Origin of the sequence: Variovorax sp. KBW07 (genome assembly GCF_003852515.1) — a bacterium.
Taxonomy (GTDB): domain Bacteria; phylum Pseudomonadota; class Gammaproteobacteria; order Burkholderiales; family Burkholderiaceae_C; genus Variovorax.
Genome location: NZ_QAJK01000011.1, coordinates 36,308 through 57,946 on the forward strand (window position 1 = coordinate 36,308; position 21,639 = coordinate 57,946).

General features: G+C 65.6%; 21 protein-coding genes. 7 read left to right on the top strand and 14 right to left on the bottom strand.

Going from position 1 to position 21,639, the window contains the following annotated elements:
• Nucleotides 1–116: 116 nt before the first annotated feature.
• A complete protein-coding gene (locus tag DBV14_RS02145; protein WP_124457554.1) occupies nt 117–1,154 on the top strand; it encodes a DctP family TRAP transporter solute-binding subunit in 1,038 nt (345 codons plus the stop codon).
• A 44-nt stretch (nt 1,155–1,198) separates the two neighbouring features.
• Here the strand turns inward: DBV14_RS02145 and DBV14_RS02150 are convergent, their stop codons facing one another.
• Nucleotides 1,199–2,164, bottom strand: a complete 966-nt coding sequence (locus DBV14_RS02150) for a GlxA family transcriptional regulator (protein WP_124457555.1) — start codon at nt 2,162–2,164, stop codon at nt 1,199–1,201.
• Nucleotides 2,165–2,288: 124 nt separating this feature from the next.
• On the opposite strand from DBV14_RS02150, the gene DBV14_RS02155 reads away from it, so the two are divergent.
• From DBV14_RS02155 to DBV14_RS02165, 3 genes are all read left to right on the top strand, one after another.
• Nucleotides 2,289–3,092, top strand: a complete 804-nt coding sequence (locus tag DBV14_RS02155; protein ID WP_124457556.1) for a dienelactone hydrolase family protein — start codon at nt 2,289–2,291, stop codon at nt 3,090–3,092.
• Nucleotides 3,093–3,151: 59 nt separating this feature from the next.
• Nucleotides 3,152–4,135 (top strand): nucleoside hydrolase, encoded by a 984-nt coding sequence (locus DBV14_RS02160; protein WP_124457557.1) that lies wholly within the window; start codon nt 3,152–3,154, stop codon nt 4,133–4,135.
• 136 nt (nt 4,136–4,271) lie between these two features.
• A complete protein-coding gene (locus DBV14_RS02165) occupies nt 4,272–4,556 on the top strand; it encodes a hypothetical protein (RefSeq protein WP_124457558.1) in 285 nt (94 codons plus the stop codon).
• 29 nt (nt 4,557–4,585) lie between these two features.
• Here the strand turns inward: DBV14_RS02165 and DBV14_RS02170 are convergent, their stop codons facing one another.
• Together DBV14_RS02170 and DBV14_RS02175 are read right to left on the bottom strand one after the other, a co-directional pair.
• On the bottom strand, nt 4,586–5,029 hold the full coding sequence (locus DBV14_RS02170) for a hypothetical protein (protein WP_124457559.1): 444 nt from the start codon (nt 5,027–5,029) through the stop codon (nt 4,586–4,588).
• Between the two features lie 134 nt (nt 5,030–5,163).
• On the bottom strand, nt 5,164–6,045 hold the full coding sequence (locus DBV14_RS02175; RefSeq protein ID WP_124457560.1) for a hypothetical protein: 882 nt from the start codon (nt 6,043–6,045) through the stop codon (nt 5,164–5,166).
• A gap of 614 nt (nt 6,046–6,659) precedes the next feature.
• Between DBV14_RS02175 and DBV14_RS02180 the strand changes: the two genes are divergently transcribed.
• Entirely contained in the window at nt 6,660–7,778 is a 1,119-nt protein-coding gene (locus DBV14_RS02180) for an alpha/beta fold hydrolase (protein WP_260396779.1), read from the top strand.
• Nucleotides 7,779–7,836: 58 nt separating this feature from the next.
• Here the strand turns inward: DBV14_RS02180 and DBV14_RS02185 are convergent, their stop codons facing one another.
• From DBV14_RS02185 to DBV14_RS02210, 6 genes are all read right to left on the bottom strand, one after another.
• Nucleotides 7,837–8,574: an amino acid ABC transporter ATP-binding protein gene (locus DBV14_RS02185; protein WP_099797376.1), complete on the bottom strand. Its 738-nt coding sequence runs from the start codon at nt 8,572–8,574 to the stop codon at nt 7,837–7,839.
• Between the two features lie 52 nt (nt 8,575–8,626).
• Nucleotides 8,627–9,316: an amino acid ABC transporter permease gene (locus DBV14_RS02190; RefSeq protein ID WP_093244649.1), complete on the bottom strand. Its 690-nt coding sequence runs from the start codon at nt 9,314–9,316 to the stop codon at nt 8,627–8,629.
• Nucleotide 9,317: 1 nt separating this feature from the next.
• Nucleotides 9,318–10,049 (bottom strand): amino acid ABC transporter permease, encoded by a 732-nt coding sequence (locus tag DBV14_RS02195; RefSeq protein WP_124457561.1) that lies wholly within the window; start codon nt 10,047–10,049, stop codon nt 9,318–9,320.
• A 93-nt stretch (nt 10,050–10,142) separates the two neighbouring features.
• Complete coding sequence (locus tag DBV14_RS02200; protein WP_124457562.1) at nt 10,143–11,042, bottom strand: amino acid ABC transporter substrate-binding protein; 900 nt, start codon at nt 11,040–11,042, stop codon at nt 10,143–10,145.
• 168 nt (nt 11,043–11,210) lie between these two features.
• The gene (locus tag DBV14_RS02205) at nt 11,211–12,677 is read right to left on the bottom strand and encodes an aspartate ammonia-lyase (RefSeq protein WP_124457563.1); all 1,467 of its coding nucleotides are present in this window, start codon (nt 12,675–12,677) and stop codon (nt 11,211–11,213) included.
• 188 nt (nt 12,678–12,865) lie between these two features.
• Nucleotides 12,866–13,864, bottom strand: coding sequence for a LysR substrate-binding domain-containing protein (locus DBV14_RS02210; protein ID WP_124457564.1), 999 nt, complete (start codon nt 13,862–13,864; stop codon nt 12,866–12,868).
• A gap of 63 nt (nt 13,865–13,927) precedes the next feature.
• Between DBV14_RS02210 and DBV14_RS02215 the strand changes: the two genes are divergently transcribed.
• Nucleotides 13,928–15,370: an amidase gene (locus DBV14_RS02215; protein WP_124457565.1), complete on the top strand. Its 1,443-nt coding sequence runs from the start codon at nt 13,928–13,930 to the stop codon at nt 15,368–15,370.
• Between the two features lie 108 nt (nt 15,371–15,478).
• Here DBV14_RS02215 and DBV14_RS02220 read toward each other — a convergent pair whose 3' ends face one another.
• Complete coding sequence (locus DBV14_RS02220; RefSeq protein ID WP_124457566.1) at nt 15,479–16,417, bottom strand: 2-hydroxyacid dehydrogenase; 939 nt, start codon at nt 16,415–16,417, stop codon at nt 15,479–15,481.
• A gap of 58 nt (nt 16,418–16,475) precedes the next feature.
• Nucleotides 16,476–18,320, bottom strand: a complete 1,845-nt coding sequence (locus DBV14_RS02225; protein WP_124457571.1) for an ABC transporter ATP-binding protein/permease — start codon at nt 18,318–18,320, stop codon at nt 16,476–16,478.
• A gap of 40 nt (nt 18,321–18,360) precedes the next feature.
• Here DBV14_RS02225 and DBV14_RS02230 point away from each other — a divergent pair, with 40 nt between their 5' ends.
• The gene (locus DBV14_RS02230; RefSeq protein ID WP_081268377.1) at nt 18,361–18,786 is read left to right on the top strand and encodes an acyl-CoA thioesterase; all 426 of its coding nucleotides are present in this window, start codon (nt 18,361–18,363) and stop codon (nt 18,784–18,786) included.
• 24 nt (nt 18,787–18,810) lie between these two features.
• Here DBV14_RS02230 and DBV14_RS02235 read toward each other — a convergent pair whose 3' ends face one another.
• The 3 genes from DBV14_RS02235 to DBV14_RS02245 form a co-directional block, all read right to left on the bottom strand.
• Nucleotides 18,811–19,974, bottom strand: coding sequence for an ABC transporter substrate-binding protein (locus DBV14_RS02235; RefSeq protein WP_185545897.1), 1,164 nt, complete (start codon nt 19,972–19,974; stop codon nt 18,811–18,813).
• A gap of 135 nt (nt 19,975–20,109) precedes the next feature.
• Nucleotides 20,110–20,874, bottom strand: a complete 765-nt coding sequence (locus DBV14_RS02240; RefSeq protein WP_124457567.1) for an enoyl-CoA hydratase — start codon at nt 20,872–20,874, stop codon at nt 20,110–20,112.
• A gap of 54 nt (nt 20,875–20,928) precedes the next feature.
• The gene (locus DBV14_RS02245) at nt 20,929–21,525 is read right to left on the bottom strand and encodes a 2-hydroxychromene-2-carboxylate isomerase (protein WP_124457568.1); all 597 of its coding nucleotides are present in this window, start codon (nt 21,523–21,525) and stop codon (nt 20,929–20,931) included.
• Nucleotides 21,526–21,639 lie beyond the last annotated feature (114 nt).

Here is a 21,639-nt window from a genome sequence, read left to right on the forward strand (position 1 = left end):
TCGCACGCGCCAAAGATGACCCCGCACCCGCACCCGAACAACAACCACAACACCAGCCAGCGTTCCAGCCAATACCCCCGAACCCATTCACGTTCGAACAACAAGGAGACACTCTCATGAAATTCCGCCGCACCCTGCTCGGCCTCGCCGCCGCCGCGACCGCCCTTGGCTTGTTCTCGACCGGCGCCATGGCGCAGGCCGCCTACAAGCCCGAATACAAGATGTCCCTCGTCCTCGGCCCGCCCACCCCCTGGGGCCAGGCCGGAAAAATCTGGGCCGACATCGTCAAGGAGCGCACCCAGGGCCGCATCAACATCAAGCTCTACCCCGGCGTCTCGCTCATTCAAGGCGACCAGACCCGCGAGTTCAGCGCGTTGCGCCAGGGCGTCATCGACATGGCCGTGGGCTCCACCATCAACTGGTCGCCGCAGGTCAAGCAGCTCAACCTGTTCTCCATGCCCTTCCTCATGCCCGACTACGCCGCCATCGATGCGCTCACGCAGGGCGACGTCGGCAAGGACATGTTCAAGACCCTCGAGAAGGCCGGCGTGGTGCCGCTCGCGTGGGGCGAGAACGGCTACCGCGAACTCACCAACTCCAAGAAGCCCATCAAGTCGCCGGCCGACATGAAGGGCATGAAGATCCGCGTGGTCGGCTCGCCCATCTATTCGGACATGTTCACCGCGCTCGGCGCCAACCCCACGCAGATGAGCTGGGCCGATGCGCAACCCGCGCTCGCCAGCGGCGCGGTCGATGGGCAAGAGAACCCGCTGTTCCTGTTCACCGTGCTCAAGATGCACACGGTCGGCCAGAAGTTCGTTACCGCCTGGGGCTACGTGGCCGACCCGCTGGTGTTCGTGGTCAACAAGGAAATCTGGGCCTCGTGGACGCCGGCCGACCAGGCCATCGTGCGCCAGGCCGCCATCGATGCAGGCAAGCAGGAAATCTCGATCGCTCGCAAGGGCCTCGTGGAAGCCGACAAGCCGGTGTTCAAGGACATCGCCGCCATGGGCGTGACGGTGACCCAACTCACGCCGGCGGAGCGCGACGTCTTCGTGAAGGCGACACGGCCGGTGTACGACAAGTGGAAGTCGACCGTGGGTGCCGACCTCGTGGCGAAGGCCGAGAAGGCGATTGCCGCGCGACAGAAGTAATTGGCAGTGCGCAGCTTGGGCGTGCGGTAAGCCGCGCGCCTGCTTCAGCAACGGTACCGGCTCGGGTTTGCGCCGGTCACCTTCTTCATCAGGCGCCGCAGTGCCGTGGCGTCCTGGTAGCCCACGGCGCCGGCCACCTGCTCGACCGTCATGCGGCTGGTTTCGAGCAGGGCCCGGGCGCGGCGCAGCCTGACGCCCAGCACCAGCGCCTGCGTGCTCTTTCCCGTGGCTTTCTGGATGTGTCGCGACAGCGTGCGCTCGGACATGCAGAACTCGCTGGCCAGCGCGCTCACCGTCGGCGGCGCCGGCAGCGCGGACTCGATGCGCGCAGCAACTTTCGCCACCAGGTCGTTGCCGCTGGCCATGGCCTCGGGCACGATGAACGGCGCCTGGGCCTGGCGTCCGTCGATCAGCAGCATGCGCGACACCAGCTCGGCCAGCGCGTTGCCGAAGCGCTCGCGCAGCAGGTGCAGCATGAGGTCGGTCTGCGCGAATGCGGCGCCGGCCGTGACCACCGGGCCATCGGCGCACACCATGCGGTCGGCATCGACGGTGCAGTCGGGCGACATGGACTGAAGCAGCGGCGCATGCCACCACGACGTGGTGGCGCGCCGGCCCTGCAGCAGCCCCGCGGTGTGCAGCAGGAACACCGCGGAGCATGAAGCGGCGATGGGGCCGCCGGCACGGGCATGCCGCGTGAGGCTTGCTACGGCCAATGCCACATCGGCGTCTTCGAGGCGCCGGCGGACTTCCGATGCCGTGTTCAGCCCCAGCCCCGGCAGCACCCAGGTCGAGCGGTCGTCCCTGGGCCTTGCAGGCAGCCTGTCGGTGTCGATCGTCATGCCACCCTGCAGCCGCACCGGCCCGCCCGCGAGCGAGCACAGCCGCCACCGCGGCGCGGCCACGCCCACGCGTGGCGCCAATGCAGCAGCCGCGGCGAGCATGTCTCGCGTGACCGCCACGCTGCTGGCGTAGGCGCCTTCCAGAATCAGGACGGTGAAATCGTTCATGTCGGATAACGCTTCAAAACAGTCAAATCAGACACTGCCATTCTGGCGTTGCATCCGCTTCAATACAAGCGACGACCCCATCCCATCTTCTCCATCCCTCCTACCTCACCAGGAAGACGCATCCATGCTGCAGGACGACCCGCTGACCGACTTCGAGCCCCGTTCCATCACCCTCGACGGCGTGACCAAGGTGGTCCATGTGATGGGCACCGGGCCCGCTGTGATCGTCATGACCGAGATGCCCGGCATCAGCCCGCACGTCGCGCGCTTCAGCCGCTGGGTGCGCGACGCGGGCTTCACCGTCTACATGCCTTCGCTGTTCGGCCGCGACGGGGCCGTGCCCGGTGTCGAGGAAGGCATCGCCACGTTCAAGCGGGCCTGCGTCAGCGCGGAGTTCCGTGCCTTTGCGTCGAATGAATCGAGCCCGGTCACGCAGTGGCTGCGCGCCCTCGCGCGCCTCGCGCATGAAGAATCGGGAGGCCCCGGCGTGGGTGCCATCGGCATGTGCTTCACCGGCAACTTCGCGCTGTCGATGATGCTGGAGCCCGCGATGCTCGCGCCCGTGGTGTGCCAGCCTTCGCTGCCCATGGACAACCCCGCCGGCATGAACATGGCGCCCGAAGAATTGACGGCGGTGCGCGCGCGCCTCGAGCGCGAAGACCTGACGGTGATGGCCTACCGCTTCGACGGCGACAAGCATTGCAAGGCCGAGCGCTTCGCCGCCTTTGCCCAGGCGCTGGGGCCGCGCTTCGTCGCGCGCGTGCTCCCCGACAGCGCGGCCAACCCGCAAACGCCGCCCTTCTTCGACAAGGTGGTCGCCAGCCCGCACAGCGTGGTGACGGCCCACCTGATCGACGAGGCGGGCCAGCCGACGGTGGCGGCGCGCGACGAGATTCTTTCGTTCTTCGCGCACCGGCTGCGCGGCTGAAGCTCTGGCAGACTGCCTTGCATCGCGCGCTTTTCGCCGCGCCTGCAAGGAGTTTTGTCATGTCCACTGCATCCGCTGCGTCCACTGCGCCCGGCGATGCCGAGGTGCACACGCTCGTCATCGACACCGACCCCGGTGCCGACGACGTGATCGCACTGCTGTTCGCCCTCGCCTCGCCCGAGCGGCTGAAGGTTCAGGCACTGACCACGGTCGCCGGCAACGTGCCGCTGTCGAAGACCTCGCGCAACGCGCGCCTGGCCTGCGAGTGGGCCGGGCGGCCCGAGATCCCGGTGTATGCGGGCGCGCAGCGGCCGTTGCAGCGCACGCCGATCTACGCGGCCAACATCCACGGCCGCGAAGGCATCACCGGCGTCGAAGTGCACGAGCCCGCCACGCCGCTGGCCGAAGGCCATGCGGTCGACTACCTCGTCGGCATGCTGCGCGCCGCGCCCGAGAAAAGCGTGACCCTCGCCATGCTCGGCCCGCAGACCAACCTGGCGCTGGCCCTGGCACAAGCCCCCGACATCGTGCGCGGCCTGCGCGAACTGGTGCTCATGGCGGGCGCGCATTTCAACGGCGGCAACATCACGCCGGTGGCCGAGTTCAATGTGTTCGCCGATCCGCATGCCGCGGAAGCGGTGCTGAAGAGCGGCGTGCCGATCACCATGCTGCCGCTGGACGTGACGCACAAGATCCTCACGAGCGACGCGCGCATCGCGCGGCTGCGCCAACTGGGCAACGAGGCGGGGCGCATCGTCGCCGACATCCTCGATGCCTATGCGCCGCAGGAGATGAAGCACTACGACATGCCCGGCGGGCCGGTGCACGACGCCACGGTGACCGCCTACCTGCTGCAGCCTTCGCTCTTCAGGGGGCGCCGAATCAACGTCGAAATCGACAGCCGCGAGGGCATGGGTTTCGGCCAGACGGTGGCCGACTGGCATGGCAGCCTGAAGCGGAGCGCCAACGTGAACTGGATCGTGGATGGCGATGCGCAGGGGTTTTTTGATTTGCTGACGGAGCGGATTGCGCGGCTGCCTTGAGTTGCATCGCGCGTGATTGGCGGATTTGGTGAGGGTCGAAAGACTGCAGCGGACCCAACCCGGAAGTAGCCTTCCAGCAAAGCTGGTGATGACAACCCCTGAGCTATTCTCACGCTCCCTAACGAAAGCTATTGATATGGGCGCCAACAAGATCTGCTTCAACGATGTTCGCTATCGGCAGGGATTCTTGGAGGTCACTGCGAACATTCACCCCGGCCACATCAACCTCGAGACCTGGCAAATCCACCCTGATCTCGACATTTCCGGCAAGCAGTCTGACGAAGTGCTCGCAGACGATTCTGTAACTGCGAACACGGAGATCGAGTTGAACGTCGAGCAGGCAAAGGCGTTGGTGGCAAGCCTTGAAGCCGCTATCGCGCGTGCCTCAGTCAGCGAACGCCCAGCAGACGTTGACCGTTGAGCAGCAGGTAGTGGCCGAAGACGGCCGTCCTATGCGTCTTCGGAGCCGCTCCTCACAAGGGACTCCAGAAGGAAGAGCGCCTCTTCGAAGTTGAGAGCCCTCGAGCGATGCGCGGTGCTTCGCGCGCTCCAGCCAGTAGCGTGGTGCGTCAACCTTGCGCAGCTTTCTGCATGGTGGATCATGTTGCTGTCCACTGCGAACTCATGACGGAAGTATTCGGTCGAGATGTCCTCGGAATCGAGGGCGAAGTCTGCTGGTGAGGCCCCCTTTATCAGCCACGCTGATACGCCCTTTGGGCAGCCAGTTTGAATCTCCTCTAAAAGGCGCCTGATGGTTTCAGGTGACAACTGCTCGCAGATTTTCAAGACGACGCCAGCAAGATCCCGAGCAACGGCAGCCTGTTCTTCATCGATGATCTCGATAGATTTCGCATCGATAGCGACCCGATGACAAGCGCGGAGAACCTCGGCCATCCACCACCCGCTGTTCGTATTGGATGCGCGAGCAAAGAGGTATGCGCCAGGAAATCGAACTCGATAAGGCATGCCGCAATATAAGGCGCTTCGCCCCCAAATCCCGCAGCCTTGAGAAGGCCCGCCCCTGGCCCTCAGGCGCCAAAGTGGCTCTTCGCATAAGCCCAAGCCTGATCACCTTGAATGCGCGCTTGCGCATCAGTCAGCCTGAACAAGAATGGCTCAAACAGCGGCCGCGTGCGGCCGTTGAAGTGATCAACGAGCAGCCCTGCGACCTGATGACCAGCCTCATTGAGCTGCTTCACCCCTTCGACATTCTTCTCATGGCAAAGCACCCTCTGCCCGATCGTCAACCCGTGCGCGAGCAGCACCATGAATCGGATGCAGTCGTCGTCGGAAAGGGCCCCAACCCACAGCGTTTCGGAGCTATTCGCGGAGTTCATATAGTTGGGCGCCGCAATGTCCGCGTCTGTCGATACTCTTTGTTTGGCGGTTCGCCACGCCCACTGCATGTTGGCCTGCAGCTTGTGGTCAGATTGATCGAGCACAAGCCGAGCGATGGAGCGCTGAAAACTCTCTGTCGAATGATTGACAAGAAGTTCATACGTGCAGGCTGCGACGCGATGTTGGATTTCGTTGATCTGGCGAAGATGAGTGGGGTGCTCGAGTTCTTCCGTCTGAGGGACATAGCTGTCGCGGCCAGCGATAGTCAGTGAGTGGCTGAGTGCTGTCAGGAAAAGAACTTGGTGATTGGGTGGCAAAGACACCAGCCACTCGCCTTGAGATTCATATTCAGCCATCTTGGATTCCTTGTTGAACGTCGGCTTCGGGCCGACTTTAGCCTTGCGGCACGTCCCAGAGAAGGCCCCGAAGTAGACGACTCGACAGACCAAGAAAGAGAATGACTGGACATCAGTCCCGCCAGCTCGCGCACTTGCCATTCGGCTTGCGCCAACCGGGCCCGCCGCGGCCGCCGCACCCGTCAGAGCTACGCCCACCAGATCGATAGGCTTCACGAGGCGTGCCGTGTGTCACGTTGGCTCGTGTTGCCCTGGGCTCGGCCTTACTGGCTCGCTCTGGACTGGCAGCACGCCGCTCGGGCTTGCGCTGTGCGGGTACCGAGTCCGCCTCGGTTCGTGCGCGGCGCCGTTCCTCCGCCTCTTCCTCACGACGCTCAGCAGCATCCTGGGCACGATTGCGTCGGGCCATCTCTTCGATGAGCTGATCGACCCGGGCCGCCTGTACATCTGCAACGGGCAGGTAGAAGAGCGAAAGCGCCAAGAGAATGCGTCGCATCAACCGACCTCCTTTTTGACAGTCCCGACGTAGAGCGTGTCCACGATCACAAGGAACAACTTGAAGAATTTCAACGGAGTCCACCTTCCGTCATCGTGAGGCACAACCGGCGAGTGCCGCAACGGCAGCGCGCAGGACGATCCGCTTCATCTGTCTCTTCTGCATGGGATCGGGTTCCGTATTTGGGTCTTCAGCGGCCGCTGGAGATGGTCGCACGAAACCCGATGCGGCAGAGGCAACCGCGGGCCCATCGGCTGGATCGGACGAGCGCCCCACAACGCGGCGCGCCAGCCCGTCGCTTCGCACCGCCTTTCGCGCACTTCATCGCAAACCCGTGGCGGCCGCAACCCTGCGCGGCAACCATGCGCATTCCATCGATCCGCCCAGGAGACCCGCCATGCGCATTGCCATCCGCCAGACCCTGCTGCTCGCCTCGGGCCTGCTGGTGTCGTTCCAGCTCCTTGCCGCCCAGGCAGGCTGGCGACAGATCAGCATTCCGGGCGCCACGCCCGACGCCGCGCCGACCGTGGTCGCGCTCTACTACCCGACCCAGGCGACGGCCCGCGCGACGCCGATGGGGCCGTTCACGGTGCAGGCGGCCATCCAGGCAGCGCCCGAGGACAAGGTCAAGGGATTGATCGTGCTGAGCCACGGCGTCGGCGGCACGGAGCTGGGCCATGGCAGCATTGCCGAAGCACTCGCGCGGGACGGCTACCTGGTCGCGGCCCTGCGCCACCCGGGCGACAACTGGCAAGACGGTTCGCTGCTGAAGAAGGGTGCCGCGGCCTACTTCACGGAACGGCCGAAGCAGGTGTCGCGCGTGATCGACGCGCTGCTGCAAGACCCGCAGTGGAAAGACCGGATCGCCAGCGACGCGGAAGGCTTTCGCATTGGCGCGGTGGGCCACTCGGCCGGCGGCTATACCGTGCTGGCACTGGCGGGCGGGCAGGCCGACCTGTCGCGCATCCGCAAGCATTGCGAGGACGAGCGCGCGGCGGACCCGATCTTCTGCGGCGTGAACCGGAACAACGCGCCTGCTGCACAACAGACCGTGACACCCGCAGCGGCACCGGCGTCGCTCCTGCCCTCGTTGCGCGACCCACGGGTGCGCGCGATCGTGTTGCTGGCGCCGGCGGGCGTTCCGTTCACCGCGGCGTCGCTCGCGGACGTGCGCGTTCCCACGCAGATCTACGAGGCGGAGAAAGACCGGTTCCTCGTGCCGCGCTTCCATGCCGAATGGATTGCGCGGAACATGCCCAAGGCCGAGCTGCACCGCGTTCCCGACGCCTGGCACTTCGCGTTCATGGACACACCGGCCATGGCCATCCAGACCGACGACGGGAACATCGCGGACGACCCGCCGGGCTTCGACCGCAAGGCCTTCCTGGCGCGCCTGGGCCAGGAGATACCGGCCTTCTTCGACAAGGCCTTGCCCGTCGCCTCTCGCCCATGAAAAAAGCCACGCTGCAAAACAGCGTGGCTTTCGTCTTTCTTGAGCCGCAGCGAATCGGTCAGTGCTGCAGGATCTTGTTGAGGAAGTCCTTGGTGCGCGGCTGACGGTTCTCGGGGTGGTTGAAGAACTCGTCCTTCGGGCAGTCTTCCAGGATCTTGCCGCCCACGTCGATGAAGATCACGCGGCTGGCGACCTTGCGGGCGAAAGCCATTTCGTGCGTGACCACCATCATGGTCATGCCTTCCTTGGCCAGGGCCACCATCACGTCGAGCACTTCGCCGACCATTTCAGGGTCGAGTGCCGACGTGGGTTCGTCGAACAGCATCACGATGGGGTCCATCGACAGCGCACGGGCAATGGCCACGCGCTGTTGCTGGCCGCCCGAGAGCTGGCCCGGGAACTTGTCCTTGTGCGCCATGAGGCCCACGCGGTCGAGCATCTTCAGGCCACGCACCTTGGCTTCATCCGCCGTGCGGCCCAGCACCTTGATCTGCGCGATGGTGAGGTTCTCGGTCACCGAGAGGTGGGGGAACAGCTCGAAGTGCTGGAACACCATGCCGACCTTGGAGCGCAGCTTGGGCAGGTTGGTCTTGGGGTCGTGCAGCGGAATGCCGTTGACGGTGATCTCGCCCTTCTGGAAGGGCTCGAGCGCGTTCACGGTCTTGATGAGCGTGGACTTGCCGGAACCCGACGGGCCGCACACCACCACCACGTCGCCCTTGGAGATGTTCACCGAGCAGTCGTTGAGCACCTGCACCGGGCCGTACCACTTGGAGACGTTCTTGATTTCAATCATTTTTTCGGACATTTGTTTCTCTCCGGTTCAGTTCAACCAGTCAATCGATCAATCAGCGAATGATGGCGATTTTCTTGTGCAGGCGTTTCACCAGCCACGAAAGGGCATAGCACATGACGAAGTACACGACGGCGGCAAGCAGGTAGGCCTCGATCGGACGGCCGAAGTTCTTGCCCGCGGTCTCGAAGCCCTTGAGCATGTCGTAGGCACCGATGGCATACACCAGCGACGTATCCTGGAACAGGATGATGGTCTGCGTGAGCAGCACCGGCAGCATGTTGCGGAAGGCCTGCGGCAGCACCACGAGGCGCATGTTCTGGCCGTAGGTCATGCCGACCGCCTGGCCCGCATTGACCTGGCCGCGCGGAATCGACTGGATGCCCGCGCGCATGATCTCGCTGAAGTAGGCGGCCTCGAACGCGACGAAGGTGATCACGGCCGAGATTTCGGAGCGGTAGTTGGAACCGACCGAACCGAACAGCGAGTAGAACGACGCCGGCACCAGCAGGAAGAACCACAGGATCACCATCACCAGCGGAATGCTGCGCATGCCGTTGACGTACAGCGCCGCGGGTGCGTCGAGCCACTTCTTGCCCGACAGCCGCATGAGCGCCAGGATGGTGCCGAAGATCACGCCGCCGATGGTGGCCACCACGGTCAGCATGATGCTGAAGTAGAAGCCCTTGATGACGAAGTTGCTGATGACGTCCCAGTTGTAGAACGACAGGTCGAGATTCATCATGTCAGTGGCCTCCGCCGCCGGCGCTGGCCGACACGATGAAGCCCGGCACGCGGGTCTTCTTCTCGATGTACGCCATGAGCCGGTTGATGGCCAGGGCCGACACCACGTAGCACGCGGTCACCGCGAGGTAGACCTCGATGCCGCGCGAGGTTTCTTCCTGCGCCTGCATGGCGAACATGGTGAGCTCGGTGACCGACACGGCAAACGCGACGGACGAATTCTTGAAGATGTTCATCGTCTCGCTGGTGAGCGGCGGGATGATGATGCGGTAGGCCATCGGCAGGATCACGTAGCGGTAGTACTGCACCGTGGTGAAGCCCACCGCCATGCCCGCATAGCGCTGGCCCTTGGGCAGCGCCTGGATGCCGGAGCGCACCTGTTCGGCAATGCGCGCGGATGTGAAGAAGCCCAGCGCCAGCACCACCAGAACGAAGCTCGGCACGCTCTTCATGGGGGGAATGAGCGCCGGAATGACGTGGTACCAAAGGAAGATCTGCACCAGCAGCGGGATGTTGCGGAACAGCTCGACCCAGGCATTGCCGAAACGCACCAGCCACGGGCTGTCGGGCAGCGTGCGGATGATGCCGACGAGCGAGCCCAGCACCAGGGCGACGATCAGCGCCAGCAATGCGACCGACACGGTCCAGCCCCACGCCGACATCATCCACTGCCAGTATGTCGGATAGTCTCCCCCGGGATCCCTAAGGAAGACCTGCCAATCCCAGTTGCCCATTTTTCTACTCCTTCACCGTCTCAAAAAAACCAGTCCCTTGAAAAGAAACGCCCACCGCGAAAGGTGGGCGTCATTCGCGCAGCGACGCGACGCTTATTCCTTGGTGACGTAGTCTTCCGCGGGCTTGTCGTTCGGGTTGGCCCAGGCGTTCTTGGTGGCTTCGCCCAGCGGCAGGCCGATGGTCACGCCTGCAGGGGGAATCGGCTTCAGGAACCACTTGTCATAGAGCTTGGCCAGTTCGCCCGACTTGGCCTGTGCCTTGATGCTGTCGTCCACGACCTTCTTGAAGGCGGGGTCGTCCTTGCGGATCATGATGCCGATGGGTTCCACGGCCAGCACGTCGTTCAGGATCTTGTAGTCCTTGGGCGACTTCGACTTGGCGGCCAGGGCAGCCAGGATGGAACCGTCCATCACGAAGGCGTCGGCACGGCCGGTTTCGAGCAGCAGGAAGCTGTCGGCGTGGTCCTTGCCGTAGACCTCCTTGAAGGTCAGGTTTTCGGCGCGCTTCTGCTTGCGCACGGTTTGCAGGGGCGTGGTGCCGGTGGTGGTGGCAACCGTCTTGTCCTTCAGGTCGGCCAGCGAGTTGATGCCCGAGTTGGCCTTGACGACGATCTTGGTTTCTTCGACGTAGGTGGTCACGCCGAAAGCCACGTCCTTCTGGCGGGTGGCGTTGTTGGTGGTCGAGCCGCACTCGATGTCGACGGTACCGTTCTGCACGAGCGGAATGCGGTTTTGCGAGGTGACGGGCTGGAACTTGACTTCGAGCTTCTTGCCAGCGGCCTTCTCGAGGTCCTTGATGATGTTGGCGCAGACGTCGTAGTGGAAACCGGTGTACTGGCCGTTGCCCAGCGTGTACGACAGGCCGGACGATTCACGCACGCCTTCGGTGATGGTGCCCGAGGCCTTGATCTTGGCCAGGGTGTCATTGGCCTGAGCGAAGGCGCCGCTGGTGGCGATCGCCGCGATTGCCAATGCCATTACTTGTTTTTTCATACAGAAAACTCCTGAGGGTGACTGAAACAGATACAACGAAATTCTAGACATTCACATTTTGCGTGATACCCGGACCAACCCGGTGCATGTCCGCGCACGCTGCACCGGCCGCGCGCATTGCAGCGCCAGCCTGGTGCGATCCTGCCTCCTGGCATTGTCCGACTTTCACTAAGCAGCCTTTGTGCCCGAAGTGGCGCCCGACGGCTCGGCCCCTGGAGGAACCGGCGCGGCCGACAGGCGGACCGGCTGGGTCAGATTCTCGGGCACGAGCAGCGCCTCCATCTCGGCGCGGGTCATGATGCCCAGCGACTCGGCCACCAGGTCGATCGGCCCGCCGGTGGCCAGCGCCGTCTTGGCGATGAGGGCCGCTTTCTCGTAGCCGATGAGCGGGTTGAGCGCGGTGACCAGCGTGACAGACTCGCGCACCCGCTTGGCCAGGAACTCGCGGTTGGCCTCGATGCCGTCGACGCAGTTGGTGCGCAGCGTGGCGCAGGCGTTGCCCAGGTGCTGGATGCTCTTGAACAGGCTCCAGCCCATGATCGGCTCGAAGGCATTGAGCTGCAGCTGCCCGGCCTCGGACGCCATGGTCACGGTGATGTCGTTGCCGATGACCTCGAAGGCCACCTGGTTCATGACTTCCGGAATCACGGGGTTGACCTTGCCCGGCATGATCGACGAGCCGGCCTGCCGCGCCGGCAGCCGGATTTCGCCGAAGCCGGCCTGCGGGCCGCTGGACAGCAGGCGCAGGTCGTTGCAGGTCTTGCTGAGCTTGGTCGCCACGCGCTTCAACACGCCCGACAACTGCACGAAGGCGCCGGTGTCCTGCGTGGCCTCGATGAGGTTGGCGGCCTGCTTGAGCGGCACGCCGGTCTGCTCGGCGAGGTACTGGCACGCCAGGTTGGCATAGCCGAGCGGCGCGTTGATGCCGGTGCCGATGGCGGTGGCGCCAAGGTTGATTTCCTCGATGAGCGCGCGGGCCTCGCCCAGCCGGGCCTCGTCTTCGCCGATCATGATGGCGTAGGTCAGGAACTCCTGGCCCAGCGTCATGGGCACGGCATCTTGCAGCTGGGTGCGGCCGATCTTCAGGACGTCCTTGAACTCCAGCGCCTTGGCCTCGAAGCTGCGGCGCAGCGCGGCCATGGCTTCGAGCAGCCGGCCGATGGCGAACCACAGCGCCAGCCGCACCGCCGTCGGGTAGACGTCGTTGGTGCTCTGCGAGGCATTCACGTGGTCGTTGGGGTGCAGCACGTCGTAGCGCGCCTTCTCGTGGCCCAGCTTTTCCAGCGCGAGGTTGCAGATGACCTCGTTGGCGTTCATGTTGGTCGAGGTGCCGGCGCCGCCCTGGATGACGTCGACCACGAACTCGCCGAGCAGCTTGCCATCGATGATGTCCTCGCAGGCCAGGATGATGGCGGCGGCGCGGTCGCGGTCGATGGCGCCCAGGTCGGCGTTGGCGCGGGTGGCCGCCTTCTTGACGTAGGCTAACGCGCGGATCAGGTCGGGCATGGCCGAGATGCGGGTGCCCGAGATGGCAAAGTTCTCGACGGCACGCGCCGTGTGCACGCCCCAGTAGGCGGCGGCAGGAATCTGCTTCTCGCCGAGGAAGTCGTGTTCGGTCCGGAAATTGGAGCTCATACGGTTTCCTCGGCTTAAAAAAAAGCACGCGTGTGGCGCGTGCCGGGTGGGGTGCTTGTGACAGCGGCAAAAAACTGCCGCGACTGTAGTGGCGCCGGAGCCAGGGCGCCAATGCCGTTTGCGGGGAGGCTTATGCGCGGCATTTATAGATTGTGCAGTGCACAAATCCGTGTGGTGGGTCGCTCAGGTTAATGCGGCGGCTGCGTGCCGACAAGGTATGACCACAAGGCATCGGCCGTGCGCTTGGGCTGCAGGCTGTCGGCGACGGTGCTGGCGCCGGCGCTCTTGGCGGCGCGTCCGCTGCCGGTCTTCACCGGGGCCGGCGCGGTGGGCCGCTCGCGGTAGGCGCGAATCTCCATGGTGGCTTCGAGGCTGTCGATCTCGGGCGGCAGCGCGCTCACCAGCTTGCGCGCCTTGATCTCCTTGCGCACCGCGCTCTGGGGCAGGAAGGCAATGCCGTGGCCTTCGAGCGCCATCACCTTCAGGCCTTCGGCCATGTCGGTTTCATACACGCGGTCCAGGTGAATGGCGGTGCCCGACTCTTTCAGCAACTGGTCGACCACGCGGCCCAGGTAGGCACCGGGCGCATAGCCCAGGTAGGGCAGCGGCTGGCCGGGCCGGCCGGGCAGCCGGTAGCGCGGCGCGCCTTCGGCATCGGCCTTGACCCAGGGCGCCACGGTTTCCTCGCCCAGGCTGACCATCTCGTACTTGTTGGCGTCGAGCTGCAGCGGCTGCGAGGGGTGGTGGTAGGCAATGAGCAGGTCGCAGCTGCCTTCGACCAGCCGCAGCACCGCGTCGTGCACGTTCAGCGCAATGAGCCGGCTCTTGATCGGCCCGAAATGCTCGCGCAGGCTGGTCACCCACGAGGGGAAGAAGGTAAAGGCCAGCGTGTGCGGCACCGCAATTTCGATCACGTCCTGCCCGGCGGCCGAGTGGCCGCGCAGCATGGCGCGCGTGCTCTGCAGCGACTGCAGCATCTCGATGGCCTGGCTGTAGAGCGTCTGGCCCGCGGGCGTCAGGCGCGTGGGGTACGAGCTGCGATCGACCAGATCGGTGCCGGCCCATCCCTCGAGGGCCTGGATGCGGCGCGAGAACGCCGGCTGGGTGACATGCCTCAACTGGGCCGAGCGACTGAAGCTGCGGGTCTCAGCAAGGCTGATGAAGTCTTCGAGCCACTTTGTTTCCATACGCGGCGATTATGCGAGCGCCGCGACATACTGGACGCCCCCTCCTTTTCCCGCATTCGCCACATGCCTTCCACCGACCTGCCCGACCTCAGCGCCACCGAGCTTTCGCGCCGCATTGCCGCGCGCGAGGTGTCTTGCCATGAAGTGATGCAAGCCTCGCTGGCCCGCATCGAGGCGCTGAACCCGCGCTTCAACGCCATCGTTTCCCTGCGCGAGCCGGCGCAGCTGCTGGCCGAGGCCGGCGAGCGCGACGCCGAACTGGCGCGCGGCGAACGGCGCGGCTGGATGCACGGCTTTCCGCTGGCGGTGAAAGACCTGAGCCATGCCACCGGCCTGCCGACCTCGATGGGCTCGCCGCTGTCGCCGCGCTCGCCGGCGCGCACCGACAGCCTGCACGTGGCGCGCATGCGCGCGGCCGGCGCCATCGTCATCGGCAAGACCAACACGCCCGAATTCGGCCTGGGCTCGCACACCTACAACACGGTGTTCGGCATCACCCGCAACGCCTACGCGCCCGGGCGCAGCGCCGGCGGCAGCAGCGGCGGCGCTGCCGTGGCGCTGGCCCTGGGCATGCTGCCGGTGGCCGACGGCAGCGACATGATGGGATCGCTGCGCAACCCCGCGGCCTTCAACAACGTGATCGGCATGCGGCCTTCGCGCGGCCGCGTGCCCGGCGACCCCGAGCAGGAGCTGTTCTTCCAGCAGCTCGGCTGCGAAGGCCCGATGGCCCGCACGGTGGAAGACGCGGCGCGGCTGCTGGCGGTGCAGGCCGGCTTCGACGGACGCGTGCCGCTGTCGTCGCCTCACGCCCTGCCCTCGCCCGATGCATTGCGGCTCGACGGCGACGGCAAGGGCCTGCGCATCGGCTGGCTCGGCAGCATCTGGCCCGACCTGCCGCTGGCGCCCGGCGTGCGCGAACTCGGCGAAAAATCGCTGGACACCTTCCGCGCCATCGGCTGCGACGTGGAGCCCTGCACGCTCGACGTGCCGCGCGAACACAACTGGAGCGCGTGGCTGCGGCTGCGGCAACTGCTGGTGGGCGGCAAGCTCGGGGCCTACATGAGCGACCCCAAGCTGTTCGCGCAGCTCAAGCCCGAGGCGCAGTGGGAAATAGAGCAGAGCCGGCACCTGGATTCGGCCTCGCTGTACCAGGCCTCGATCTACCGGTCGAACGTGTACCGTGCTTTTCTTCGGCTGTTCGAGCGCTTCGATTTCGTCGTGGCACCGACGGCGCAGGTGTTTCCTTTCGATGCCGAGCTGCACTGGCCCTCCGAAGTGAACGGCGTGAAGAGCGACACGTACCACCGCTGGATGGAAATCGTCACGCCCTTCACGCTCGCCGGCCTGCCGACGCTCAATGTGCGTGCCGGCTTCGGCGAAGGCGGCCTGCCGATGGGCCTGCAACTGGCCGGGCCGATCCATGCGGACCTCGACGTGCTGCGGCTGGGGCATGCGTATGACCAGGCGTGCGGCTGGGGCGCGCAACGTCCCCCTGCATTGGCTTGACTCCCTCCCCTCCCGGGGGAGGGCTGGGGTGGGGGCAAGCGGCGCATCCTTGGGGCGCTCTGCCCGCCCCCATCCCAGCCTTCCCCCAGAGGGGGAAGGAGCAATGCATCAGATCGGCGTGAGAACGCCGCGCCCCGCGAAGTGCCCTTCGGCATTCGCCAGGAAATGGTTGACCGACTTCTGCGTCGCCTCGGGCGACCAGCCCGCCATGTGCGGCGTCAGCAGCACGTTATCGAGCCCGACCAGCGGTTCGGGCCGCTTGGGTTCGCTCTCGTACACGTCGACGCCGGCGCCCGCGATGCGGTGCTCGCGCAGCGCGGCGCCCAGGGCCTCGGTATCGACCACGCTGCCGCGGCCGATGCTCACCAGGTAGCCCTGTGGCCCCAGTGCATCGAGCACCTCGGCGTTGACGAGATGGCGTGTTGCCGGTCCGCCCGGCGCCACCAGCACCAGGAAGTCGGCCCACGCCGCCAGCGACTTCAGGTCGCCGAAGTAGCGGTGCGTCGAACCCTCGCGCGGCTTGCGGTTGTGATAGCCGACCTCCATGTCGAAGGCCGCCGCCCGCTTGGCGATCTTCTGGCCGATGGTGCCCAGGCCCAGGATGCCCAGCTTCTTGCCCGACACGTTGGCCGGCTGCGGAATGGCTTCGCGCCACACGCCTTCGCGGCACAGGCGGTCGAGCTTGCGGAACTCGCGCACGATGCCGATCAGCAGGCCCATGGCATGGTCGGCCACGCAGTCGTCGTTGGTGCCGGCGCCGTTGGCCGTGGCAATGCCGCGCGCGCGCGTCACGTCGAGCGGCACGCCCTCGTAGCCCGCGCCCAGGCAGCAGATCAGTTCCACCGCCGGCATGGCCGCGATTTCCTCGGGCGTGATGCCGATGACGCCGATGGTCAGCACCGCGCGGAATTTCTTGCCGTGCTCGGCAATCGCGGCGGCACGCTCGGCGGCGCCGAAGGCATAGGTCAGGTCATAGACCTCGGCAATCTGGGCCTGGTGAGCGCTCGAGAGGCTGTTGAGCACCAGCAGGGGAATCTTGGTCGACACGTCTGAACTCCTGGGTTCGGTGAAAAGAGAAGAAGGAAAGTAGGAACGAATGATCGGGCTAGAGCAGAGGCACTGCCTCGCTCTTCTGCAAAGCCCACATCTGCGCATAGCGGCCCTGCCGGGCCAGCAACTCGGCATGCGTGCCGCGCTCGACGATCACGCCCGATTCGAGCACCAGGATCTCGTGCGCGTCGACCACCGTGGAAAGGCGGTGCGCAATGACCAGCGTGGTCTTGTCCTGCGCCGCGCTTTTCAGCTCGGACTGGATCGCGCGTTCGTTGGCCGAGTCGAGCGCCGAGGTGGCCTCGTCGAAGATCACGATGGGCGGGTTCTTCAGCAGCGTGCGCGCGATGGCCACGCGCTGCTTTTCGCCGCCCGAAAGCTTCAGGCCGCGCTCGCCCACCGTCGTCTCGTAGCCCTTGGGCGTGGCCGAGATGAAGTCGTGGATGCGCGCGGCGCGTGCGGCGGCCTCGACCTCTTCGCGGCTCGCACCGGGTCGGCCGTAGGCGATGTTGTATTCGACCGTGTCGTTGAACAGCACCGTGTCCTGCGGCACGATGCCGATGGCGCGGCGCACGCTCGATTGCGTGACCTCGCGAATGTCTTCGCCGCCGATGGTGATGCGGCCCTGCTGCACGTCGTAGAAGCGGTACAGCAGTCGCGCGAGCGTGGACTTGCCCGAGCCTGAAGGGCCGACCACGGCCACTGTCTTGCCAGCGGGAATCTCGAAGCTCACGTGCTTGAGGATGGGGCGCGCGGGTTCGTAGGCAAAGCTGACGTCTTCAAAGCGGATGGTGGAGTCGGCGCCAGCCAGCGGCTGCGCACCGGGCGCATCGCGCACCTCGCGCTCTTTCTCCATCAGCACGAACATCTTGTCCAGGTCGGTCAGGCTCTGCTTGATCTCGCGGTAGATCACGCCCAGGAAGTTGAGCGGAATGTAGAGCTGGATCATGAAGGCGTTGACCATCACCAGGTCGCCCAGCGTCATGCGCCCTTCGACCACGCCCGACGTGGCGCGCCACAGCATGAGCACCAGGCTGACGGCAATCAGCAGCTGCTGGCCGGTGTTGAGCATGCTCAGCGTGCGCTGGCTCTTGATGGCCGCCTTGCGGTAGCGGTCGAGGCTGGCGTCGTAGCGCCTGGCCTCGAACTCCTCGTTGTTGAAGTACTTGACGGTTTCGTAGTTCAGCAGCGAATCGACCGCGCGGCTCTGCGCCATGGAGTCGAGCTCGTTCATGGTCTTGCGGAACTGCGTGCGCCACTCGGTCACCGTGACCGTGAAGCCGATGTACAGCACCAGCGCGGCCACCGTGATCCAGACGAACAGCGAATCGAACTTCACGCCCAGGATGGTGAGCACCAGCACCAGCTCGATGAGGGTCGGCACGATGCTGTAGAGCGACATCGAAATGAGCGAGTGCACGCCGCGCGTGCCGCGCTCGATGTCGCGCGTCATGCCGCCGGTCTGGCGCTCCAGGTGAAAGCGCAGGCTCAGCGCGTGCAGGTGGCCGAACACCTCCAGCGCGATCTGCCGCGCCGTGCCTTCGGTGGCCTTGGCGAAGATCAGCTCGCGCAGTTCGCCGAACAGCGCGGTTGAAAAGCGCAGCAGCCCATAGGCCAGCAGCAGCCCGATGGGCACGATCAGCAACGCCTGGGCCATGTCGGGCTTGGGCGTCATCGTGTCGATGAGGTTCTTCAGCAGCACCGGCACGCCCACGTTGGCCACCTTGGCGCCCACCATGAACGTGAGCGCGGCCATCACCCGCCACTTGTACTGCCAGAGGTAGGGGAACAGCCGGCGCAGCGTCGCCCAGTCGGAACGGTCGCTGGTCGCCGGCGGATGGCCGGAGACGGTCTGGGAGGTAGAGGGCGAGGGGGTAGGGGCTTCGCCGCTGCGGCGCATGAGGGACAATCGTGGTTGTTGTTTGTTGCAGATTGTGCCCATGTCCGATACTTCCAGTGCTGCCGCCGCAGCCACCCTCAAGAGCCTGCCCACCGACATGGAGCTGGTGCTCAAGGTCATTCCGATGCCGGCCGACTGCAATGCCAACGGCGACATCTTCGGCGGCTGGGTCATGGCCCAGTGCGACCTGGCCGGCTCGGTCATTCCGGCGCGCTACGCCAAGGGCCGGCAGGCCACGGTGGCAGTGAACGAATTCATCTTCAAGCAGCCGGTGCGGCTGGGCGACATCCTCTCGTTCTATTCGAAGCTGGTGCGCATCGGGCGCACCTCGGTCACGGTCACGGTCGAAGTGTTTGCCGAACGCTTCCGGGCGCAGGGCGAGTACATCAAGGTGACGCAGGCCACGTTCACCTACGTGGCCATCGACGACAACGGCCGTCCTCGACCCATAGAACAGCAGCCCTGAGCCACGCCGCCGGCCAGCGACGGCTCACACGCCTGGGTCGCGCACCCGCTCGAAGCGCTCGAACTCGCGGTTGACCCAGCGCCCGTCCTGCCGCTCGACGCGGCGGATGTAGACGGTCTGCACGACGTCGCGCGTGTGGGCATCGATCTCGACCGGGCCGCGCGGGCTGTCGAGCTTCAGGCCGCGGAACGCATCGACCAGCCGCTCCCCGCTCAAACCGCCACCACCGCGCGCGGCGGGCGAACTCATCGCGGCATCGATGGCGGCCAGCGCATCGTGCGCCGCCACCGCGAAGTAGCCCGGCCGCAAGTGGCTGCCGTACTCCGTCTCGAAGACACCCGTGAAGCGGCGGTTGGCCGGCGACTCGTGCGCGAACGAATAGTGGTGGCTGGTGACGAGGCCATCGGCCAGCTCGCCGACGCCCTGAAGGTAGTTGTCGTCGGTGGCATCGCCGGTCGCCAGCAGGCGGATGCCGGTGTCGGCCATGCCGCGGTCGCGCCAGAATTTCAGGAAGCTGGTCGGCATCTGCCCCGAGGGCAGGAAGAAGAACACCGCCTGCGGCTTGAGCTCACGCAGGCGCAGCATGTAGGCCGAGTAGTCGAGCGTGGCCAGCGGCACGCGCAGCATGGCGCCGATACGCCCGCCGCCCGCGGTGAAGCCCGACACGAAGGCGCTTTCGGCATCGACGCCCGAGGCGTAGTCGGCCACCACCGTGCACACGTCGCGCAGGCCCTGCTGCAGTGCCCAGCGCGCCAATGGCAGCGTGACCTGGGCGATGGTGAAAGACACGCGCACGGCAAAAGGACAGCGCGCCGTGATGCCCGACGACGCCGCGTTCATCACCACGACCGGAATCTTCGCCTGCGTGGCGACGCTGCCGACGGCATAGGCGTTGGAGCTGAAGTCCAGCCCCGCCAGCAGGTCGACGCGTTCGCTTTCCACGAGGTCTTGCGCGTGGCGCCGCGCCTGGTCGGGCGCGCTGCCCGGCACGTCGCGCCGCAGCAGCTCGACCGGCCGGCCCGCGATGTGCTGGTTGTGCGCCGCCAGCCAGACCGACATGCCGGCATCGAACTGCCGGCCACCGCCCGCATAGGGACCGGACCACGAGCCGATGACGCCGATGCGCAGCGGCCGAACGCGCGCCAGGGCCAGCGAAGGCGCCGCCAGGGCGCTTGCAAGCAGGCCCAAAGTACGCCTGCGCGTCGGTTGGGATGCTACTTTTTCAGTAGCATCAGTTGCCCACTGGATGGGCGTTGCGGGCAGTCTTGTCTCTTCGGCTTGCACGTCGGACAGTGTACGCGTGCAGGCCGGAAAAGCAGGTCTTCAGACCTTCGAGAAGTCGGGCTTGCGCTTCTCCATGAAGGCGCCGAACGCCTCCTTGGCGGCCGGTTCGCGCAGCATGCGGCCGAAGCTCGCGCCCTCTTCGCCCATGCGCTCGAGCACGGCGGGCATCTGGCCCTTCTTCAGCAGGCGCTTGGTTTCCACCAGCGCGCTCAGCGGCTTGGCCGCGAGCTTGCGGGCCTGGGTCTGCGCAATCGCGTTCGCCTCGGTCGGCGGCACCACGCGGTTGACCAGGCCCACTTCGAGCGCGGCCTCGGCCATGAAGGGCTCGCCCAGCAGCAGCGCTTCGGCCGCGCGGTGGTAGCCCAGCATCTGCGGCACCAGCAGGCTCGACGCCGCTTCGGGGCACAGGCCCAGGTTCACGAAAGGCATGGAGAAGGCCGCGTTGTCGCCCGCGTAAACCAGGTCGCAGTGGAACAGCATCGTGGTGCCGATGCCCACGGCCGGGCCGCAGACGGCCGCGACGATGGGCTTGGGAAAGGTCGCGATGCCGCGCAGGAAGCGGAACACCGGCGACTCCTGGTTGGCGGGCGGCGCGTTGAGAAAGTCGCCGATGTCGTTGCCCGCGCTGAAGATCGTCGGGTCGCCCTGGATCAGCACGCAGCGCACGGCGGCGTCGCTCTCGGCGGTGGCCAGGGCATCGGCCAGTTCGGCATACATGCCGCTGGTGATCGAGTTCTTCTTGTCGACGCGGTTGAAGGTCAGGGTCATCACACCGGCTTCGGTGTGGACGAGGATGTCGCTCATGGGAATGGTCCTTGAATGGCTATTGAAAACGGGCCGCCTGCGCTGTCGTTGTCGTCAGGCGGCCACCAGTGCTTCGCGCACGAAATCGAGTCGGTCCTGGCCCCAGAACATCTGGTTGCCGACGAACATGGTGGGCGCCCCGAACACGCCGCGCTCCACCGCCTCCTGCGTGACGGCCTTGAGGCGATCCTTCACCTCTTGCGCGCCGGCCAACGCAAGCAATGCAGTGGCGTCGAAGCCCGCATTTTGCAAGACGGCGCCGACGGTCGCGGGGTCGTTGAGGTTGCGGGGCTCGACCCACATCGCGTGATAGACCGCATCGACGTACGCACCAAAGCGCGCCGGCTCTTTCATCTGGATGCCGGTGGCGCCGCGCATGAGCAGCAGGGTGTTGATGGGGAAGAACGGGTTGTGTTCGTAGGGCACGCCATAGCGCCTGGCAAAGCGCTGCAGGTCGATGGTCATGTACGGGCCCTTGGGCTTGATTTCGGCCGGCGAATGATTGCCGGTGGCCTGGAACACGCCACCCAGCAGCATGGGTTTCCACACGAGTTCGGCGCCGGTGTCGGCGCACACGTGGGGCAGTTGGGTGGCGGCCAGGTAGGCGGCGGGGCTGCCGAAGTCGAAATAGAAGTCGACTGTCTTTGTCATGGGTGTCTCCTTGGGACTTCAGTGCTGCCGGCTTTTTCGCCTTGCCTGGCCGTGGGGTGCTTGGGCGCTGCTGTTTGGCTGTTTGGATCCGGGTGCGGGGTCATTCGGGGCGCG